Origin of the sequence: Bradyrhizobium sp. SZCCHNRI20481, assembly GCF_032485055.1 — a bacterium.
GTDB lineage: Bacteria > Pseudomonadota > Alphaproteobacteria > Rhizobiales > Xanthobacteraceae > Bradyrhizobium.
In genome coordinates this window covers 13148-32564 of the sequence record NZ_JAUEUE010000027.1, presented here as the reverse complement: position 1 = coordinate 32564, position 19417 = coordinate 13148, and the positions used below count along the sequence as shown (strand labels likewise).

Sequence of the window (19417 nt, the reverse complement as noted above, 5' to 3'; positions counted from 1 at the left end):
CTTGCGGTTGCAAGGAGCGGTCGAAGCCGGACCGTCGTGAGCGCGGCTCGTGCGCGCGCCGGACGTTCTTGCGATCGGGCCTCTAGGCCTGTTACGTGATGCTGACCTCGGCGATGCCGGCGCGATCAGGCGCCGGCCTTGCTTGCCTTGGCGCAATGGTCGCGCCAGAACTGCCGATAGCCGGCCTCGACGCAGCGCGTGTAGTTGGCGACGTCGCCGGCCGGCGAGCGTGCGACCATGCTGGGCAGCCCGGGCCGCAGCCTCGCCAGCAGCTCGGGCTGCGCGGCAAAGCTCTTGGCGATCCGGATGTAGCCGTCATCATCGCCGGCGACCCAGTCGGCGAGGCCGGCCGCGGTCAGGATGCCGCCGGCGGCGCGCGAGGCCGCGCCGGCGCCGAGCTTGGCGACGACCGGCGCGCCCATGTAGAGCGATTCGAACGTCGAGATGCCGCCGTTCTGCGGGAATGGATCGAGCGAGATGTCGATGCGCTCGTAGGACTTGAGATGCTCGACGCGCTCGCTGGCGCCGAGGCAGAGGATGCGCGCCTCGGGCACGCCCTGCGCAACGAAGCGGGCGAGCAGCCCGTCGCGCACCGCGGGATCGTTGAGCGCGAGATGCTTGACGACGAGCTTCGCGTCGGGGATCTCGGCGAGCAGCCGCGCCCACAGCGCGATCGCCGCGTCGGAGATCTTGTCGATGCGGTTGTAGACGCCGAAGGTGACGTGGCCGTTGGTGAGCATCGGCAGCGGTGCCGGCGGAACGTCGAGCACCGGATCGATCGTGATCACCGACGGCAGGTCGTGGACGTGCTCGGCGAACAGCGGCCGGACGCTCTTGGGCACCGTGACCGGATCGGCGAAGAAGTAGTCCATGGTGGCAAGGCCCGTGCCGGTGCCGCTGCCCCAGGCCGTGACCTGGATCGGCGCCGGCTTGCGCGCGAATACCGGCATGCGCGTGCCCGTGGTGTAGCCGGAGAGATCGACCAGGATGTCGACGCCGTCGGCCTGGATGCGGTCGGCGAGCTCGTCGTCGGACAGGCTCGAGGCCTCGACCCAGAGGTCGGCAATCGACTGGAACGTCGCGGTGTAGGAATCGTGCCGCGGCGAGGTCGAGTAGCAGTTGACCTGGACCTGCGTCTTGTCGTGGCCGCGCAGCACGGGCAGGAAGGCGAAGGCCGCCGAATGCATGCGGAAGTCGGCCGAGACGTAGCCGACGACGATGCGCCGGTCGGGATCGAGCGAGCGCGGCGCAAGCTTGCGGCGCGGGAATCTCGAGCCGACCGCCATCCACCAATACTGCCGCGCCGCCTGCTGGACCGCGAAGTCGGCGCCGGGCAGGAAGTCGAGATAGAAGATCTTCTTGGTGATCGCCTCGTCGTAGTCCGGCTGCACCGCGAGCGCCTGGTCGAACTGGGCGATGGCGCCTGCGACGTCGCCGAGCCGGCCGCGGCAGGCGCCGAGCAAAGTGAGCGCGACCTGCGCCTTCGGATTGGTGTCGAGCACGCGCTTGCAGGCGGCCATCGCCTGCGCGACGTTGCCGTTGAGGATGCAGATCTGCGCCTTGCCCTGCCATCCCAATTGCAGATGGGGATCGAGCGTCACGGCGGCGTCGAAATCGGCTTCGGCGTCCGCCGTGCGTCCCGAGATCATGTAGAGCCGGCCGCGATGCGCCCGCAGCTCGGCATGGGACGGGCGTGCGGCCAGCGCCGCGTTGAAGGTCGCTTCCGCCAGCTCGAAATGGTGCAGCTCGAGATGCGCGAGACCCTTGTTGACCGTGGCCTCGAAATGGTTCGGGTTGAAGGCCAGCGCGCGCTCGGCGCTGGCGGCAGCGGCGTCCCAGCGCCGCAGCATCAGCTCGGCGACGCTGCGATTGCACCAGGCATCGACGTCGTCGGGCTTGAGCTCGAGGGCGCGGGTCGCGGCCGCGAGCGAGGCCTCGCCCTGTCCGAGCCGCAGCAGCGCGATCGCGAGGTTGCGCAAGGTGATCGGCGCATTCGGGCGCAGCGCCAGCGATCGCTCCAGCGCGGCGCGCGCCTCCTCGTAGCGCTCGCAATTGATCAGCGCCCAGCCGAGATTGGACTGCGCGTCGGCGGAATTCGGCTCCATCGCGACGGCCTGCGCCAGGAAGGCGGTGGCCTCGGCGAAGCGTGCCGACGACACCAGGGACACGCCGAGCAGATGCATGGCATCGAAGCAGCCGGGGACCTCCTGCAGCAGCTTCGCGCACAGCGCCTGCGTCTCCGCCTGGCGTCCGGCCTGGAAGGCCTTGAACGCCACCGCCAACTGCCCCTCGACGAGCTTCTTCTGTTTCTTTTCCTGTCGTGCCTTCTGGAAGGCGCGCGAACCGACGGTGCTCAAGGACTTGGGTCTCCGGACAGACAGGACGGCATGGCGTCGGACGCCGCAGCGATGCGCTGCGGCCGGCAACCGGGGCGCCGCCATGCCCGGCGGCAGCAAAGCCCAGGATGTCCTGTGGTTGTCCGGTCGCCGGCCACGCGCAGCGCGACGCGGCAAAGCTTGCCCGCGTCGTGGTTAGCAAATGGTTAACGGGATGACGGAAGGAGCTTGTTGTGTCCGCGAATGCCCCGGGACGCGATGGAAATGGTCGACAGGCACCAGCAGCTCAGCGGCTGCCCAACGAGCCTGGGGCTAGACTCGCTCGGGGCGGTGAAGCCTGTGGCGCCGGCACCGAGCCCATGCTGATCTCGCCATTGGGGCGTTTGAGCTGCCAGCCCAGCGCCGTGCGCGTCAGATCGGTCGATGCCTCCTTGCGGGTATCGTCTGATGCCTGCAGGCGCGCGCGATTGTCGCCGATCCACGTGTCGATCTCGTATTGCTCGAGGCCCTCCGGCTTGTAGCTCCACTCCAGTTTGGGGCTGTCGCCGTATGAAAACATGCCGATGCGATAGTCTATGCCGCAATTGCCGTCGTCGCGCGGATCGATGGTGATGAAGCGCTGGCCGTTTGGCGACAGGAAGGGGCCGCTGCCGATGTTGAGTTCGGCCCCGGTGCGCCGGTTGACCAGCATGACGTAGGAGCACTCGTAGGGCATGACCAGCACGATGTAGTGCCGGCCGCCGACGTGGCCGACAAGCCGGTAGCTGATGCAGGCGGCTTCAGGCCCCTCGGGCTCGCACTCCTTGGCGTCGGTGATGACCTTGGTCTTGCCGTTGGTGAGCGCCAGCGTCAGCTTGCGGCCGTCACGCCGGGCGATGGCCGGCTGCTCCTTCAGACAGGCGCTCTCCTCCGGCGCTCCGTTTCGGATCTCGAGCGGCTGGCACAGCGTGCGCACGTCGAAGAAGCCAGCGCCCGCGATCGCGGCACGGGGCATGAACGTAGGCAGTGCGGCGGTTACGCCGAGCCCCAGCACAGCGAGCGTCCGAAAAGAAGCAAGTTGCATCTGAGATATTTGGTGCACGCGGTGGCTGGTCTCGCCCTGCGACGGAGGAGCCATCCGTTGCACGCGCTCTCATATGGATCAAGTGCGAGGGGCAGGCGTGCAATGCGCGTTCACTCCGCGCACCCGTCGACCAGCACCAGCCGACTCGTCGTGGTGCGGTGCCGGATGGCGAACAGGTGCTGGATCTCGGGATCGACGAGAAAGTCGGTGGCGGTCTGGCGCGACGGGAATTCCAGGATCACCATCCGCTCGGGCGTCCAGCTGCCTTCGACCGGCGTGGGCACCGCGCCTTGGACGATGTAGCGGCCGCCATGCCTCGCGATGAAGGCGGGGATCGCATCGATATAGGCCTTGAACGAGGCGTGGTCGTGAATGGCGAGATCGAGGACGAGATAGGCCTTCATGGCGGGCTCCGCGCGACGCGGTGGATCATACGATCGGAACATCGGCGCAGCCATAAGCGGCCGACAGATCGGTGCGCGTTCCGTCGACGTGCGCTTCCGATGCATTCGCGGGGGAGGGCGGATGATACTGCTGCTCATCCGCCCATGCCTGCCCGTTCGGCGACCGTTGCGCGAGCGGCCGCGGCCCGCGGCTCACGTCGTCGCGCGATAGGCTTGCGGGATCACGAACACCTCGTCGGCGCGGCCGTAGCCGCCGTCGGGCACCTCTTCGATCAGCACCATCGTGTGCGGTCGCGCGGCCTCGCTGAAATAGTCGACGAACATCGCGGTCACGCGATGCACGATCTCCTCCTTCTGCGCCTTGGTCAGCGCGGCCTGCGGCACCTTGATGTTGGCGAACGGCATGGGAACTCCTTTGGTGTTGGGCCGGCATCGGCCGGCGGGTGACAGCAGCGCGGCGTCAGATCACGCCGCCATTGACGCGCACAACCTGGCCGTTGACCCAGCCGGCCTCCGGGCTCGTCAGGAAGGCCACGACATCGGCAATCTCGCGCGGCTGTCCGAACCGGCCGAACGGGTTCGCTGCGGCCATCGCGCGCAGCTGCTCGTCGGTCTTGCCGTTGAGGAACATCTCGGTCTCGGTGGGGCCGGGCGCCACCGCGTTGACCGTGATGCTCCGCCGCGCCAGCTCCCTGGCGAGCACATGCGTCATGGCTTCCACCGCGGCCTTCGTGGCGGCGTAGGCGCCGTAGCGCGGCTGATACAGCCCGACCACGCTGGACGAGAAATTGACGATGCGGCCGCCGTCGCGGAGCCGCCGCGCCGCTTCGCGCAGGGTTCGGAACACGCCCGCGACATTCACCTCGAATTGGCGCGCGACATCTGCGTCGCTCAGCTCCGCGAAGGCGCCGAGCGCCATCGTGCCGGCATTATTGACCAGGATGTCGACGCCGCCGAAGGCCTGCTCGGCGGCATCAAACAGCGCCGCCGCGCTGGCGGGATCGGCAACGTCGGCCTGCACGGCGCGCGCGCGGCCGCCGGTCGCCTCGATCTGTTGCACCATGTGCGCCGCGGCCTGCTCGGCCCGGGCATAGTTGATGACGACCGCGACGCCATCAGCGGCGAGGCGTTCGGCGATGGCCGCGCCGATCCCGCGCGAGCCGCCGGTGATGATCGCGACCTGGGATGAAGAATTGGGCATGGTCAGTCTCCCTCTTTTCAATGCGAGCGGACATAGCTGATCGCCTCGTCCGTATAATCGGCCTTGGCTTGACATCAGATGTCGGTCTGGGCGAACAATCGCTATGGATCGCCTGGATGCCATGCGTCTGTTCATTCGCGTCGTCGAGCGCCGCAGCTTCACCGCCGCTGCCGCCGATCTCGGCCTGCCGCGCTCGACGGCGAGCGAGGTGCTGAAGGAGCTCGAGGCGCGGCTCGGCATCCGGCTGATCGAGCGCACCACGCGCCACGTCACCCCGACATTGGATGGCGAGGAGTACTACCGGCGCTGCGTCGGCATCCTCGCCGACATCGAGGAGGCCGAGACTGCACTGCGCGACTCGCGCCCGCGTGGCCTGCTGCGCATCGACGCGCACCCGCTGCTGACGCGGACGTTCGTGCTGCCGCATCTGCCCGCGTTTCTCGCCGCGCATCCGCAGCTCGATCTGCGCATCGGCCAGGGCGACCGCCTGGTCGATCTCGTGCGTGAGGGTGTCGATTGCGTGATCCGCTCCGGCGAGCCGGAGGCGAGCGGCATGATCCAGAGCCGACTCGGCACGATCGAGGAGATCACCGTCGCCAGCCCGGCCTATCTGCGCGAGCACGGAACGCCGGCTGGACCTGATGATCTCGACGGCCACCGCATGGTCGGCTTCATCTCGTCGCGTACCGGCGAGGTGCTGCCGCTCGAATTCACCTGCGGCGGCACGCTGCGCCATCTGGTTCTGCCGAGCCGCGTCACGGTCAACAATTCCGACACGATGATGGACCTCGCCCGGCTCGGCCTCGGCCTGGTGCAGGCGCCGCGCTATCGCTTCGCGCCGGATCTGGCGGATGGCAGCCTGGTCGAGATCCTCGCCGACACGCCGCCATCACCGACGCCGCTGCACGCGCTGTATCCGCAGAACCGGCAGATGACGCTGCGGCTGCGCGTGTTCCTCGACTGGATCACGGGGATATTCGCCCGGGCGAGGCTGTAGCGGTTGGGCAAAGCAGCCGGATGCCCGTTGCTACTTGCCCTTCTCGATCTTCGTCACCGTGTAGCCGGAGGCGTCCTCGACCGCCTCGAACTTCACCTTGTCGCCGGCCTTGAGGCCTTTCAGCAGCGCGGCGTCCTTGACGCGGTAGACCATGGTCATGGCCTCGTCCATGCCAAGACTCTTGGCCGGGCCGTGGTGGAGCGTGATCTTGGCGTTGGCCTCATCGACCTTCTTGACGTCGCCGCTGATCGCCTCGGCGGCGAGGGCAGGGGTCGCGAGAGCGAGAACCAACGCGGCGGCGGTCGTGAGCTGAGAGAACGTCTTCATGATGTGTTTCCTTCTACTGGTGAACTCATAGCGAGGCGTAGGGCGGATGACGCTGCGCTGATCCGCCCTACGCCTTGTCAAGACGGCTTCATCCGTCACTTCACGGCAACGTGGCCGGTCATGCCGAACTCGCGATGATCTGGGATCAGGCAGGAATATTCGAACGTGCCGGGCTTGGTGAACCGCCACAGCAGCTCGGCGGTCTTGTTCGGCGCGAGCCGGGTGCCGTTCGGCTCGTCGTGCTCCATATGCGGGTGCTTCTTCATGACCGCGGCGTGCTTCAGGTTCTCGGCCTTGGTGGCGAGCAGGAACTCGTGATCCTCCTTGCCGGTGTTGCGCAGCACGAAGCGGATCTGCTCGCCGCGCTTGACCTCGATGCGCGCCGGCGTGAACTCCATCTCGCTCAGGAGCACCTCGATGGTGCGTGACGGCTGTTTGGGATCGCCCGGCTCGCCGGCGGAATAGCCGCGCGATCCGTGCTGCTCATGGCCACGGGCCGGTGCGACGATCAGAGCGGCCGCCGCCACTGCGCTGATCGCGAATGCAGTCTTCATGGAGATCTCCTGATGGTGGTCGTCGGTTGATGCGGTGCTTGGTGAATTCAGCGCTGGGTGCGGACCTGCGTCGGTGGGCCGTCGCTTCGCCGCACCGGCTCCGGTGCGCTTGCGACCTCATAGGCCACGCTGCCCTGCGGGAACTGATAAGGGCCGGGATCGCGGTAGTCGTCGCGGGCGAGGCCCTCGCGCACCTTCACGGTCGTGAACATGCCGCCCATCTCGATCGGCCCGAACTGGCCGCTGCCGGTCATCATCGGCAGGGTGTTGTCGGGCGCCGGCATCTCCATGCTGCCCATCGCCATGCCGGTGTTGCCCATCACCATGCCGTCGGGCGCGAGCTTGCCGACGGCGGCGGCCAGCTCCTTGCGCGGCACGCCGACCAGGTTTCGCATGTCGTGGCCCATCGCATTCATCGTGTGATGCGACTTGTGGCAGTGGAACGCCCAGTCGCCGGGATTGTCGGCGGTGAAGTCGAGCACGCGCACCGCGCCGACCGGCACGTCGGTCGTCGTCTCCGGCAATTGCGCCGTTTCGGGAAGCCAGCCGCCATCGGTGCCGATCACCTTGAACTTGTGGCCGTGGAGGTGGATCGGATGGTTGGTCATGGTGAGATTGCCGATGCGGATGCGGACGCGATCGCCGAGCCGCACCGGCAGGGGATCGATGCCGGGAAACACCCGCGCGTTCCAGGTCCACATGTTGAAGTCGGTCATCTCGGTGACCTTCGGCAGGTAGCTGCCGGGCTCGATGCGATAGGTCGACATCACGAACACGAAGTCGCGGTCGACCGGCGGCGGCGGCGGCTGCGGCCCGCGCGGATGCACGACGATCATGCCCATCATGCCCATCGCCATCTGCACCATCTCGTCGGCATGCGGGTGATACATGAAGGTGCCGGCGTGCCTCATCTCGAACTCGTAGACGAAGGTCTTGCCCGGCTTGATGTGCGGCTGCGTCAGGCCGCCGACGCCGTCCATGCCGCAGGGCAGGATCACGCCGTGCCAGTGGACGGTGGTGTATTCCGGCAGCCTGTTGGTGACGAAGATCCTGACCTTGTCGCCCTCGACCGCCTCGATGGTCGGGCCCGGCGACTGGCCGTTATAGCCCCACAGATGCGTGGTCATGCCGGGCGCAAACTCGCGGGTGACCGGCTCGGCGACGAGATGGAATTCCTTCCAGTCGCCGTTCATGCGGAACGGCAGCGACCAGCCGTTGAGCGTGACCACGGGCTGATAGTCCGGGCCGGCGCTGGGATGCAGCGGGGGCTGCATCACCGCCTTGTCCATCACCGGCGCTTCGGGAATGGCGGCGGCCTGGACCCGGCCGGAGACGGCGGAGGCGCCGGCCAGCGCCGCGGAGCCGAGCAGTGTGCGGCGTGAAAACATGCGTGCTCTCCTGTCAGTCGTTGCTTGGCGCGAGCGCGCTCGCGGTCTGCGGTGCGCTGTCCTCGCTGCTCGCGACTCCGCCATTGACCGCAGCCGACAGCTCGGCCTCGGCGAGGAAGAAGTCTCTGACGGCGTCGATCGCGGCGCGGCGTGACGCCAGGCGCTGCCGCGCCTCGAGCAGCAGCGCGAAGATGTCGACCTGCATGCTGGAATAGCGCAGCTGCATCTCCTCGCTGATGATCCGGCGCAGCGGCAGCACCTCGCGGGCGTAGTGGCCGGCGATGTCGAAGGCCGCGCGGTAGCTGCGATAGGCGTCGCGCGCCTCGGAGCGGACGGTGACAGCGCGCTCGGTGAGGCGGTTGAAGGCGATGTTGTAGGTCTCGGCGGCCCGCCGCACGCGGACCTCGCCGCCGTCGAAGATCGGGATCTGGAACTGCACGTCGTAACCGCGTTCGCGGATGACGCGGCCGTCGGGCTCGACGGTCTTGCGATCGAGGCCGGCGAGATCGAGCAGGGTGACGAAGCGCGTCGCCTCGCTGAGCTGCAGCGATGTGGCGAGCGCCGTGAGCTCGAGGCGGGCGATCTGCAGATCGATGCGATGGCCGACGGCATCGGCCTCGACGAAGGGCTGGCTCAGCGGGCGGCGCGGCAGTGCCGGCAGCCGGTCGGGCAGGCGGAAATTCAGATCGTCGCCCCACAGGCCCATCAGCCGGATCAGCCGCTCGCGGGCGCTTCCTGCGGCACGGCGGGCGGTGGCGAGCTCGGCCGTGGTCTCGGCATAGAACACCTGCTCGCGCGCCTGGTCGAGCCGGTTGAGCGCGCCGGTCTCGCCGAGCTTCGAGGCGAGCTTCGCGGTCGCCTCCGCGGCCGATTGCGCCTCGACCAGCAGGGCCACCAGCTCGTTGGCGGCGACGGCGCGCACATGCGCGCGGCGCACCTCCGCGGCGAGCCGCAACGTCGCCAGCGCGGCCTTCAATTGGGCCTGGCGAAACCGCTCGCGCGCGATCTCCGAGCGCAGCGGCAAGGTGGCGAGCGCCAGGATGTCGCCGGCGACCTGGCGCTCGGCCTCCAGCGCGCCGTCGCCGCTGATGCGCATCAGGGAGAAGGTCGGGTTCGGCGGCAGGCTGGCCTCGACCATGTCCGCCTCGCTGAGCGCGAGCGCGTTGTAGGCCGCCTGCAGGCCCTTGTTGTTGAACAGCGCGACCTGCACGGCGGCATCGGCCGACAAGGGCCGGGCGAGCAGGCGGCGCGTTGCAGCGCGGACGCGTTCGGCGTCGTCATTGCCTCTCACGGAGGCGACCTCCTTGCCGGTGGTGTGGCCGGTGATGTCCGCGACGGCGCTCATGCCGCCGTCCGGCGAGAACGAGGCACAGCCTGCGAGCGCAAGTGCTGCGGCGAGCGCCGCGAGCCTGATGATCCCCTGCATGTGGCGCTCCTTAGCGGCTCGGCTCAGGGCGCGGTGCGCCGGGGTCGGTGCGCTGGCCCCAGGCGGCCGGCGCGACCGGGCGCAGCGGCGTGTAGGGCCCGACGATCCCCGACATGCGCACGGGCGCAACGTTCGCCGCCGGATCGGCCGGATCAGCCCCGGCCAATGCGATCGTGCGCGGCTGGCAGGCGCCGAGGCTCGCCGCGGCAAGCAGCGTCAATGCGCAAGCGGCAACGGAGAATGGCAGGCTGCGCCGCGCCGGAGATGCGGCAGCGGGCGTCGCCTTGGATTGCGACAACATGAGGTATCCTTGGTCTATCGATGAATCGCGAGCAGCCGCGCGCGACACGCGCACGAAGCCGGCGTCGTTCGCTCAGACCAGGACGATGGGGGGCCGATACAGGCGCGGCGGCGTGCGACCGGGCAGGCCTTCGTCGCGCGGGGTCACGCTGGTGGCGGCGAACGAAGCGGGAAGGGTGACCGCCGGCAGCGCGGCAGCGAGGCCCACCGCGCACATCATGGCGCAACAGGGGCCCGGCATCTTGCTGTGGTCGTGGTGCGACGGCGCGGGAGCTGGCGCCTGCATCCCAGCGTCTGCAACAGGGTGATCATGATGATGGGCGTGCGCGGTCTCTACCTGCGGCATCGCCGCCAAGATCATCTCGTGATGAGCCGCGTCATGATGAGTGGCCGCAACGGCAACGACGGTCTCGTCGAAGCAGGGCGCCACCCCATCGCCCAGCGCGAGCGCCACGCCCGGGCTGAGCACGCAGACGAGGTAAGCGAGGACGAGCAGCCGTCCCGCCACCATCAGCATCTTCCGTGTCAGTCCCAACGACATGCGCGCCCAATCACTCCGATCCGCCGCGCAACCTAATGATAAAGCGCGGCGCCGCCAAGAGGGCCGGACCGTGATCGTGCAGATCCCTCCTGTTGCGCTGCTTCTGCATGCCCAATGCCGCAGCAATGTGGCTTGACCTGATGCGGTGCGGCAACGAAGTTGCGCATATCGTGCACGCACCGAAGCCAAGATTCGAGGAAGCGCCTCACTTCATTCCGGACTCGCGCCAGGCCTGGGCGCGGCTGGCGCTTGCGCTCGTCATCGGTTCCATCGGCGGCGCCGGGATGTGGACCGTCGTCGTCGTTCTGCCGGTCGTGCAGGCCGAGTTCGCCGCCAGCCGCGGCGCGGTGTCGCTGGCCTATACGCTGACGATGTTCGGCTTCGGCCTCGGCGGCGTCATCGTCGGCCGCATCACCGACCGCTTCGGCATCGTCACCGCGATGGCCCTCAGCATCACCTGCACCGCGGCCGCCTATCTGCTCGCCGGCGCGTCGGTGACGCTGTGGCAGTTTCAGGCGGTGTATTTCCTGATCGGGATCGGTTCGTCCGTCACCTTCGCGCCGCTGATGGCCGAGGCATCGCACTGGTTCGTGCGCTACCGCGGCCTCGCCGTCACCATCGTCGCCTCGGGCAACTACGTCGCCGGCACGGTGTGGCCGCCGCTGGTGAATTGGGGCGTGCAGCAGATCGGCTGGCGCGCCAGCCATGTCGCGCTCGGTGTCTTCTGCGCGGTGACGATGAGCGCGCTGCTCCTGGTGCTGCGCGCGCGCATGGACGGTGCCGGCGCGCAGGACCATGCCGGCGCGGCGCCGCCGCAACTGGAGCTGCCGATCTCCACCAACGCGCTGACCGTGCTGCTCAGCATCGCCGCGATCGCCTGCTGCGTGGCGATGGCGATGCCGCAGGTGCACATCGTCGCCTATTGCGGCGACCTCGGCTATGGCGTCGCCGTCGGCGCGCAGATGCTGTCCTTGATGATGGCGCTCGGCATCGTCAGCCGGATCGGCTCCGGCTTTCTCGCCGACCGTGTCGGCGGCATGCGGACGTTGCTGATCGGCTCGCTGGCGCAGGGTTTTGCGCTTCTGTTCTATCTGTTCTTCGATGGCTTGACGTCGCTCTATTTGATCTCGGGCATGTTCGGCCTGTTCCAGGGCGGCATCGTGCCGAGCTATGCGATCATCGTGCGTGAGGCGATGCCGGCACGCGAGGCCGCCACCCGGGTCGGAATCATCATCTTCGCCTCGGTGTTCGGCATGTCGTTCGGCGGCTGGGTCTCGGGCGTCATCTTCGACGCCACGGGGTCCTATTCGGCGGCCTTCGCGAATGGCATCGCATGGAATGGCCTGAACCTCGGCATCGTCGTGACGCTGCTGATCCTGGCACGACGGCAACACCGGCTGGCGGCCTGAAACAAGAGGCGTTGCACCGGAGCCACAGCCGGAGTCCAATATCCGGTTTATATGCACGTCGTCATACAAAATCCCGGCGGCTGCCGCAAATTCATCGAATCACCTCACCCAACTGTGGAACTCGATCGGAGCCGATCGTGGCCATTTGGCCTCGTGCGTGCTCCGCATCGCGAGGTTGGTTGTCGCGAGGTCTCAGCCGAGGCCGCGGTCGCCCGTCGCTTGCCTGACGCAGGCAGGCCTCGAGGTGAATGCTCCGGACTGGTCGAGAACGCTGCGGCGGCATCGCGATGGTGCAGGAGGCCGTTGCGCTATGTCCATCGTCACGAAGGCAGCTTCGCAAGTCGTGCTCGCCGCGCTCGCAGCCGGACTCATGCTGAGCCAGGCATCGGCGCAGGCGTGGCCGCAGCTGCAACAACAACCGCCGCAGCCGCCGCGCCCGGCAGCGACCCGCTCCATCATCGTGCCTGTCGCCCCGGCCGCCCGGCCGAACGGCGCGCCCGTGATCCCCGCGCCGCCACGTCCCGCCGGCCTGCCGGCGTCGCTGTCGCCCGCGCCCGGCAGCGGGCCGGACGTATGGCGGCTGCCCAACCCGACCGACGTCAACGACGGCACCGTCACCATCATCACCGCGCCGGCCGGCGGCGCCACCTCCGTGTTCGGCTCGGACATGGCGCGCGTGCTCGATGATCAGACCAACGTCCGCGTGCTGCCGGTGCTCGGCAAGGGACCGGTGCGCAACGTCTCCGACATTCTGTTTCTGAAGAGCATCGACATGGGCGCGGTCGCAGCCGACGTGCCCGAATTCTACCGCCTGCAATACGGCATCCCCGACATCACCTCGCAGCTCCGCTACATCGCGCGGCTCTATCACAACGAGATCCATGTCATCGCGCGCTCCTCGATCCGCTCGATCTTCGACCTCAACGGCAAGCGCATCATCGCGCCGACCGATGTCGGCTTCTATTCCGCGCGCGTGATCTTCAACCGGCTCGGCCTGACGGCGTCGTTCGACTACGCGACCGATGATGCGAGATCGATCCAGAAGCTGATCGATGGCGACGCAGACGCCTACATCGTCTCCACCGGCAAGGTGTTCCAGCTCGCCCGCAGCATCAGGAACGACAACCGCGCGCTGCACCTGGTGACGATCCCCTACGACCGCCGGCTGCAGGACCTCTATCTGCCCACGACATTGTCCTCGGAGGAATATCCGAACCTGCTCAACCCCGGCGAGACGATCGAGACGGTGGCGATCGGCATGCTGCTCGTCAGCTACAATTGGCCGGAGAATACCGAGCGCTACCGAAAGGTGGCGCGCTTCGTCGAGGCGTTCTTCGCCAACTACGACGAGTTCATGAAGCCGCCGCGGCATCCGAAATGGCGGGAGTCGAGCATCGTCGCCGCCATTCCGAACTGGAAGCGGTTCAAGGCGGCGGACGAGTGGCTGCTGGCGCGCAACATGGTGCCGCGGCCGCAGGTTGCCGACGTGCGCCAGACCCAGTTCGAGAGCTTCGTGCGCCAGAGCGGGGGACAGCTGTCCAACGATCCGGCTGAGCGCAGCTCCCTGTTCCGCCAGTTCCTGCAATGGCGCCAGCAGCATGGCGGGCCGCCGACGCCGTCGCGCTGAGCTGTCAGCTCGTTGTTGTCTACTTCGCGAGCTCTTTCGAGCGCGCCGTGGCCGCGGCGACCGCCCTGGTCAGCAGCGGCTGGAAGCCGTCGGCTCCCATCAGCACCGACAGCGCCGCAGCGGTAGTGCCGCCCGGCGAGGTGACGTTCTGGCGCAGCGTGGCGGACGGCAGGTCCGATTGGCGCAGCAATTCGCCGGCGCCCGACACGGTGTCGCGCGCGAGCTTCGTCGCCAGGGACTCGGGCAGGCCGGCGGCGACGCCGGCGCGGGCGAGCTCCTCGGCGAGCAGAAATACGTAGGCAGGACCCGAGCCGGACACCGCGGTCACCGCGTCCATCAGCGCCTCCTCGTCGACCCATTCCACCGCGCCGGTGGCGCGCAGCAGCGCGTCGGTCAGCGCCCGTTGCGTGGCGCTGACGTTGGCGGCGGGCACCGCCACGGTGATGCCGCGGCCGATCGCGGCGGGCGTGTTCGGCATCGCGCGCACGACCGCGCCGCCGATCGTTTGCTGCAGGCCGGCGATCGTCGTCCCCGCCATGATCGACAGCACCAGCGTCGCGTCGCCGACCCACGGCTTCAAGGCGGGGCCGGCGTCCGGGAACATCTGCGGCTTGACGGCGACGATGACGACCTCGGCCGGCGCAGCCGCCGTCGGATTGAGGCGGACGCCCCTGGCAACCAGCGCCGTGATCTCCGCCGATGGCATCGGCTCGATCACCACCACGCGCGCGGGATCGAGCCCGCCGGCCAGCCACCCGGTCAGCATCGCGCCGCCCATCTTGCCGGCGCCGGCCAGCACGATGGTGCCGGTGAGCTGATGAAGCAGGTTGTTGTCCGCTGATGTCACGACGCACTCCGCTGTCGTCCCTGCGAAAGCAGGGACCCATAACCACCGGCGGTTCTAGTGGAGCAGGGGCAGAGCGACAAGCGTCGCGCGCCAGACGGACATCACGCGGTATGGGTCCCTGCGTGCGCAGGGACGACACCGCGTGTGAGGAAGCGGCGGCGGCTTACGCCTCGCCTTCCGTATCGAACAGCGCGGCCGCCATGGCCTCTTGGGTCGACTTGCCGGCCCAGACAACGAACTGGAAGGCCGGGAAATAGCGCTCGCAGGCGTGGATGGCGCCGGCCAGCATGCTCTCGCATTGCAGTCCCGACGCGGTGATCCCGCCGGGCAGCACCAGGGCCTGGCGGTGCATCACCATGCCGGTGTGCGTCCAGATGTCGAAATGGCCGAGCCAGAGCTGCTCGTTGATCGCGGCGATCAGCCGCTGCACCTCGGCGCGGCGCGCTTCCGGAATCTTCATGTCGAAGGCGCAGGCCAGATGCAGGGCCTCGATCTCCGCCATCCAGGTGAAAGAGAGCTGATAGTCGGTCCACTGCCCCTTGGAGGCGATCGTGATCTCGTCCTCGCCGGAGCGCTCGAACATCCAGTTGTTGTCGGCCGCAATGGTCTCGACCACGCTCAGCGGGTGGTCGGTGGAATCGATAGTGCTTTCGAGCAGGGACATGCCGTCTCGACCTCGTCTTCTTGATCTCGTTGGTACATACGCGGCGACCCGGCCCACGCCCTCTCGGCGCTTCGAGACCCGGCTTGCAGTCCCGGAGGTACCCCGGGCGTGCGAGGACAAACTGATGTGATTTGCGGAATCTGCGCAACGGGGGGGCGAGTCCGTCCACAGCCAAACACCGCTTCGTCCACAACTCCTGTCCGGCCTGTGGAATCATGGCCGAATGAGAACAAAACGGAATCGGATTCGCCGCAACCGCCCCGTCCGAGCCGATTTGGCCGCGGGAACGGCCGCGAGCGGTTGCATGGCCGCCCGTCGTGGACCGCGGGCGTGAGGCCTTGCCGCAGCCGCCGACCGCCTGCATAGTTCGTTCAGGCCGTCCATCCGGGCGGCCGATGTTCTCAGGGCGGGGCGAAATTCCCCACCGGCGGTAAGCGTTCTCGGTCGAGCGCGAGCCCGCGAGCGCCTTCTCGGCAAGGCTCGGTCTGGAGAATTCTGTTCTCCGGAACGCGTCGCGCAGAGAAGGGTCAGCAGATTCGGTGCGACTCCGAAGCCGACGGTCACAGTCCGGATGAAAGAGAACGGGTCCCGGCACCCCGCGCAATCCAGCGTGGGGGCGTCGTTGTTCCGTGTGCCCTGATTCTGGTCTCTGACGAGGACAACCATGAATCAGATGTTGCAAGACGCGCCTACTGATACGCCCACCGACACCATCACCGCAGGAACGTCGCCGCCGGCGGATACGCCGGTCGCGTCACCGCTCGACGAGTCGCCACCGGCGCCGTCGCATCCGCGCTTCAGCAAGCCGCAGCGCGTCGCCTTCGTGCAATCGGCCTGGCATCGCGACGTCGTCGCCGAATGCCGTCTGGCCTTCCTCGACGAGATCGAGGCGCGCCACATCCCGCGCGATCGGGTCGACATCTTCGAGGTGCCAGGCTCGTTCGAGATCCCGCTGCATGCGCAGCTCCTGGCCAAGACGCGGCGCTACACCGCCATCGTCGCGGCCGGCCTCGTTGTCGACGGCGGCATCTACCGCCACGAGTTCGTCGCCGACACCGTCATCAAGGCGCTGATGGACGTGCAATTGCGCACCGAGGTGCCGGTGTTCTCCGCGGTGCTGACGCCGCAGCAATTCCACGAGACGCAGGCGCATTTCGAGTTCTTCCGCAAGCATTTTGCGACCAAGGGCATCGAGGTGGCGACCGCCTGCGCCGAGACGCTGCTGAGCCTGGAGCGGTTGCGGGGGCAGGTGGCCGCGGGGATCATCTGAGGCGGTGATGTCGTGTGGCTGGCTTCAGGCTAGCCACACGCCCGCTATCGAAACGCCGGGATCGAGATCTCACGGCAACGGCAGTGAACTCCCCTCCCCCTTGCGGGGAGGGGTTGTGGGGGTGGGGGTCTCCGGGCGCCGAACTTCGTCATGTGCATCTTCGGTTTTGCCGAACAAGACGAATGCGATGGCGTGTGTCATCGCCGTCATCCTCTCGAATACGAGTGATCATCATCGAGAGCACGACTCGTGGACCACCCCCGCTCCCTCCCCGCGAGGGGGAGGGGGCTCACCGTCTCGCGGCTCGAGCTCGAATTCAGCCTCTTGCTCCGCGCCGATCAGTCATCGTGTCGTCTGCCCCACCCCCAGCGACACCACGCCCCCTCACGCTCCCCGCCTTGTGTTGTCAATTTCCTCGCCACCCCTGTAAAATCTCTCCTGGGAGGAGGCTTGCCCGTGGCGACGGGCGGCCGACAAGGATGATCGAAGGATACGATCCTTATCTCGTCGCGCTCTCGGTCGTGATCGCGAGCCTGGGTGGCTATACCGGTTTCAGTCTCACCGCGCGCATCCGCAGCGGTCCGGGAGAGAATGCGCGCGTGCTGCTGTCCGGCGCCGCCGGCATTCTGGCGGTGGGCATCTGGACCATGCATTTCGTGGGCATGATGGCGGCGCCACTGCCGGCCGATGCCGTTTATCTGGTGCTGCCGACCATCATCTCGTTCCTGATCTGCGCGCTCGTGATCGGCATCTCGCTGTTCTTCGTCAGCATCGGCGATCCCTCCCCCCGGCGCGTCGTCCCTTCCGCACTGCTGCTCGGCGCCGGCATCGCCAGCATGCATTATGTCGGCATGCACGGCCTGTCCGGCTCGTTCGGGCTGACGCATGATCCGGCGCTGGTGGCGCTGTCGGTGGCGATTGCAATCGTCGCCGCCTATGGCGGCCTGCGCATCTTCCTGGCGCGGCAGGACGGGCTACGGCTCGCCATCAGCGCGGTTGCGTTCGGCATCGCCGTGTCCGGCATGCATTACACGGCGATGCTGGGAATGCATGTCGTGCCGATCGGCGAGGGACACCATCACGCCGCACCAGGACTTGCTGCGTCGCCGCAAGCGCTCGCGATCGTCGTCGCCGTGCTGTGCTTCGTCATCGCCGCCGGATTTTTGCTGTCGCTGGTGCCGGACCCGCGCCGTCAATCGCAGCCGATGCCGGCCGTTGCCGAGGCTGCGCCGCAATTGGCCCCGGAGCCGGCCGCGACGGCGGCCGAGCCGGTTGTCGAGGTCGCCGCTCCGAGCCGGGCGACGGCGGCGCCGTTGGGGGGCATCGGCCAGCCGCCGCGCGCGACCGCGGCGCGGCTGCCGCTGGAGGGCGCCAACGGCACCCATTTCATCGATGCCGGGGACGTGCGCAGTGTGCGCGCCGATGCACACTACACACGGATTCACGACGGCACCCGGGAGCGGATGTGCCCATGGTCGATCTCCGAGGCTGAGGCGCAGCTCGATCCCGGCCGCTTCATCCGCGTGCACCGCAGTCACATCGTGGCGATCGAGCATGTGATCTACGTCGGTCGGGAAGGCGAGGGCGCGATCATCGAGCTCGATGGCCCCTCGAAGCCGCGCGTGCCGGTGAGCCGCGCCAAGGTCGCCGAGGTCAAGGCGCGGCTCGGGCTGCGGCGGCCGGCCTGAGTTCAGCGTTCGTTTCGCTGCCGCAACAGAGCGCCGCCATTCTCCCCAACGCATGCAACACCGCGCGCGCGTCTTGCCCGGCCGCTCACGCCGTCACTCGCGCGATTGGGTCGCCCTCGCTGACGCAATTCGTGCGCGACCAGCCGCATTTCGTGCGATTTCGCCGCTCTCCGTGCCGGCTTCGTTGCGCGGCCAGCGATCCCGATCGACGCTCCGCGCCAATCCGCGATGCGTCCGCGTTCGCACTTCGCTCTCGCAGCACGAACGCCCGCCGCAACAACGCGACGGCCTTGCCGATAAAGCAGGCCAGCACAGGAGAGGAAACGTCATGATTCCTGGCCCGTTCGACTATCACCTGCCGGCGAGCGTCAGCGATGCGATCAAGCTGCTCGCCGACCTCGGCGATGACGCGCGACCGCTCGCCGGCGGCCACAGCCTGCTGCCGATGATGAAGCTGCGACTGGCGACCCCGGCGCATCTGATCGATCTGCACGGCATCGCCGGGCTCAAGGGCATCCGCCGCGATGGCGACCGCATCGTCATCGGCGCGATGACCACGCAGGCCGAGCTGCTGGCGTCTGCCGACATCGGTGAGGCGCTGCCGATCCTGCACGAGACCGCGCTCTTGATCGCCGATCCGCAGGTGCGCTACCGCGGCACGCTCGGCGGCAATGTCGCCAATGGCGACCCCGGCAACGACATGCCGGCCTTGATGCTGGCGCTGGACGCGTCCTATCGGCTCGAAGGGCCGAACGGCGTTCGCGAGATCGCGGCGCGCGAGTTCTACCAGGGCGCTTATTTCACAGCGCTCGAGCCCGGCGAGATCCTGACTGGCATCAGCATCCCGCTTCCGGCTGCGAGGCACGGCTACGCCTACGAGAAGCTGAAGCGCAAGGTCGGCGACTATGCGACGGCGGCAGCCGCCGTGGTGCTGACGATGGCGGGCGGCAAGGTGGCGACGTGCGTGATCGCACTGACCAATCTGCACGAGACGCCGTTGCTGGCGACCGACGCGGCGACTGCAGTGATCGGCACCACGCTCGACGATGCCGCGCTGAAGGCGGCGGCGAGCGCCGCGCGCGCGATCATGCAGCCGGCCTCCGACGCGCGGGGACCTGCCGAGTACCGCACGCATGTCGGCGGCATCATGGTGATGCGCGCGCTGCAGCGCGCTGCGAGGCGGGCAACCTGAACGCACATCGCCACTCGGCGAACTCTCTCTTCTCCTCCCCCCTTGTGGGGGAGGGCCGGGGAAGCCCCAAGCGACACTGCTGCTGAGGACCCCCACCCCCGACCCCTCCCCGCAAGGGGGAGGGGAGCGCACTGACACTGCGGCTCAAGTGGTGCCCAAGCTTTGCGATTTCCCAGGGAGCAA

The 19417-nt window shown here is 68.0% G+C and carries 19 protein-coding genes and 1 riboswitch; of the genes, 6 read left to right on the top strand and 13 right to left on the bottom strand.

Going from position 1 to position 19417, the window contains the following annotated elements; all coding sequences use genetic code 11:
• Window positions 1–125: 125 nt before the first annotated feature.
• The 5 genes from QX132_RS32160 to QX132_RS32140 form a co-directional block, all read right to left on the bottom strand.
• A complete protein-coding gene (locus QX132_RS32160) occupies window positions 126–2357 on the bottom strand; it encodes a tetratricopeptide repeat protein (protein ID WP_316163775.1) in 2232 nt (743 codons plus the stop codon).
• Window positions 2358–2622: 265 nt separating this feature from the next.
• A complete protein-coding gene (locus QX132_RS32155; RefSeq protein WP_315771819.1) occupies window positions 2623–3399 on the bottom strand; it encodes a hypothetical protein in 777 nt (258 codons plus the stop codon).
• Between the two features lie 110 nt (window positions 3400–3509).
• Window positions 3510–3803, bottom strand: coding sequence for a DUF1330 domain-containing protein (locus QX132_RS32150; protein WP_315734042.1), 294 nt, complete (start codon window positions 3801–3803; stop codon window positions 3510–3512).
• Between the two features lie 192 nt (window positions 3804–3995).
• A complete protein-coding gene (locus QX132_RS32145) occupies window positions 3996–4208 on the bottom strand; it encodes a 4-oxalocrotonate tautomerase family protein (RefSeq protein ID WP_315734040.1) in 213 nt (70 codons plus the stop codon).
• Between the two features lie 55 nt (window positions 4209–4263).
• Window positions 4264–5004 (bottom strand): glucose 1-dehydrogenase, encoded by a 741-nt coding sequence (locus QX132_RS32140; RefSeq protein WP_316163774.1) that lies wholly within the window; start codon window positions 5002–5004, stop codon window positions 4264–4266.
• A gap of 103 nt (window positions 5005–5107) precedes the next feature.
• On the opposite strand from QX132_RS32140, the gene QX132_RS32135 reads away from it, so the two are divergent.
• Window positions 5108–6001 carry a LysR family transcriptional regulator gene (locus tag QX132_RS32135; RefSeq protein WP_316163773.1) on the top strand — a complete coding sequence of 298 codons (894 nt, stop codon included), beginning with the start codon at window positions 5108–5110 and terminating at the stop codon, window positions 5999–6001.
• 30 nt (window positions 6002–6031) lie between these two features.
• Here the strand turns inward: QX132_RS32135 and QX132_RS32130 are convergent, their stop codons facing one another.
• The 6 genes from QX132_RS32130 to QX132_RS32105 form a co-directional block, all read right to left on the bottom strand.
• Window positions 6032–6328, bottom strand: coding sequence for a copper-binding protein (locus tag QX132_RS32130; protein ID WP_315734032.1), 297 nt, complete (start codon window positions 6326–6328; stop codon window positions 6032–6034).
• A 95-nt stretch (window positions 6329–6423) separates the two neighbouring features.
• Window positions 6424–6882, bottom strand: a complete 459-nt coding sequence (locus QX132_RS32125; protein ID WP_315771825.1) for a cupredoxin family protein — start codon at window positions 6880–6882, stop codon at window positions 6424–6426.
• 47 nt (window positions 6883–6929) lie between these two features.
• Window positions 6930–8270 (bottom strand): copper oxidase, encoded by a 1341-nt coding sequence (locus QX132_RS32120; protein ID WP_315796947.1) that lies wholly within the window; start codon window positions 8268–8270, stop codon window positions 6930–6932.
• A 13-nt stretch (window positions 8271–8283) separates the two neighbouring features.
• Entirely contained in the window at window positions 8284–9696 is a 1413-nt protein-coding gene (locus QX132_RS32115) for a TolC family protein (protein WP_316163772.1), read from the bottom strand.
• A gap of 10 nt (window positions 9697–9706) precedes the next feature.
• Window positions 9707–9997, bottom strand: coding sequence for a hypothetical protein (locus QX132_RS32110; protein ID WP_315775323.1), 291 nt, complete (start codon window positions 9995–9997; stop codon window positions 9707–9709).
• Window positions 9998–10069: 72 nt separating this feature from the next.
• Window positions 10070–10537 (bottom strand): hypothetical protein, encoded by a 468-nt coding sequence (locus QX132_RS32105; protein ID WP_316163771.1) that lies wholly within the window; start codon window positions 10535–10537, stop codon window positions 10070–10072.
• A gap of 170 nt (window positions 10538–10707) precedes the next feature.
• On the opposite strand from QX132_RS32105, the gene QX132_RS32100 reads away from it, so the two are divergent.
• Together QX132_RS32100 and QX132_RS32095 are read left to right on the top strand one after the other, a co-directional pair.
• Window positions 10708–11946, top strand: a complete 1239-nt coding sequence (locus QX132_RS32100) for an MFS transporter (protein WP_316163770.1) — start codon at window positions 10708–10710, stop codon at window positions 11944–11946.
• Between the two features lie 310 nt (window positions 11947–12256).
• Window positions 12257–13573 (top strand): TAXI family TRAP transporter solute-binding subunit, encoded by a 1317-nt coding sequence (locus QX132_RS32095; RefSeq protein ID WP_315771833.1) that lies wholly within the window; start codon window positions 12257–12259, stop codon window positions 13571–13573.
• Window positions 13574–13592: 19 nt separating this feature from the next.
• On the opposite strand, the gene proC is transcribed toward QX132_RS32095, so the two are convergent.
• Window positions 13593–14420, bottom strand: coding sequence for a pyrroline-5-carboxylate reductase (proC, locus tag QX132_RS32090; protein WP_316163769.1), 828 nt, complete (start codon window positions 14418–14420; stop codon window positions 13593–13595).
• Between the two features lie 163 nt (window positions 14421–14583).
• Complete coding sequence (locus QX132_RS32085) at window positions 14584–15084, bottom strand: YbjN domain-containing protein (RefSeq protein ID WP_315734012.1); 501 nt, start codon at window positions 15082–15084, stop codon at window positions 14584–14586.
• Window positions 15085–15477: 393 nt separating this feature from the next.
• Window positions 15478–15671, top strand: a riboswitch (FMN riboswitch).
• Between the two features lie 77 nt (window positions 15672–15748).
• Between QX132_RS32085 and QX132_RS32080 the strand changes: the two genes are divergently transcribed.
• The 3 genes from QX132_RS32080 (at window position 15749) to QX132_RS32070 (ending at window position 19234) form a co-directional block, all read left to right on the top strand.
• Complete coding sequence (locus tag QX132_RS32080; RefSeq protein ID WP_316163768.1) at window positions 15749–16354, top strand: 6,7-dimethyl-8-ribityllumazine synthase; 606 nt, start codon at window positions 15749–15751, stop codon at window positions 16352–16354.
• A 479-nt stretch (window positions 16355–16833) separates the two neighbouring features.
• Complete coding sequence (locus QX132_RS32075; RefSeq protein ID WP_316163767.1) at window positions 16834–18042, top strand: MHYT domain-containing protein; 1209 nt, start codon at window positions 16834–16836, stop codon at window positions 18040–18042.
• 328 nt (window positions 18043–18370) lie between these two features.
• Window positions 18371–19234 carry a xanthine dehydrogenase family protein subunit M gene (locus QX132_RS32070; RefSeq protein ID WP_315813372.1) on the top strand — a complete coding sequence of 288 codons (864 nt, stop codon included), beginning with the start codon at window positions 18371–18373 and terminating at the stop codon, window positions 19232–19234.
• The last annotated feature ends 183 nt before the right edge of the window (window positions 19235–19417 follow it).